General features: G+C 46.7%; 1 pseudogene. It reads right to left on the bottom strand.

Features of this window, described 5'->3' with window-relative positions:
* Positions 1-763: pseudogene (locus HMPREF2991_RS11095) on the bottom strand (YSIRK signal domain/LPXTG anchor domain surface protein); the annotation flags it as partial.

The raw sequence follows: 763 nt of genomic DNA, 5'->3' as shown, positions 1-763 counted from the left end.
CTTGGTACTTGACAGTAACAGGAGTTCCGTTGGCATCCACTCGAGTCAATTCAAGTTCTGGTGTTTCACCCTTGAACTGCTTGTCCGGAGTGAAGGTCACTTTGCCTTCTGCGTCCACTTCAAACTTACCGACATTTGGCACTTCTTTCACAGCTGTACCATTGTCAAATAGTGGAGTTGAGGCAGCTGGGAATGGAACTGAGTCATGGCCTGGAGTGAAGGTCACTTTACCTTCTTGGACCTGACCTTGCAGACCTTCTGTCTTATCACCTGAACCAGTTGGTGTTACCTTAGTGAACTCTGGACTGTAAGTCGCAGTCACTGGAGTTCCGTTCTTATCTAAACGTTTCACTGTAACTGGGTCTGGTTTTCCAACAAACTGTTTATCTGGAGTGAAAGTTACAGTTCCGTCTGGTGCAATCGTGTAAGTCCCTTGACCTGGAATAGATTTCTCTTTGCTTCCATCTTCGAAGGTTGGCTCTACTGTTTCATCAATTGGAACCAGTGGATCGCCACCTTGGAAAGTTGGAGTACCAGTTTGTGGAAGTCCTTGAGGACCTGTACTTGTTGCACCGGTTCCAGTTGGAGTCACTTTCGTAAACTCTGGACTGTAGGATGCAGTAACTGGGGTGCCATTCTTATCTACGCGTTTGACTGTGACTGGATCTGGTTTGCCTACAAACTGCTTATCTGGAGTGAAGGTCACACTTCCATCTGGCGCAATTGTGTAAGTTCCTTGACCTGGAATAGACTTCTCTTTGCT

Source organism: Streptococcus sp. HMSC072D07, assembly GCF_001814835.1.
Classification (GTDB): domain Bacteria; phylum Bacillota; class Bacilli; order Lactobacillales; family Streptococcaceae; genus Streptococcus.
The sequence above is the reverse complement of the archived record's forward strand: the minus strand, read 5'-3'. Positions and strand labels throughout refer to the sequence as shown.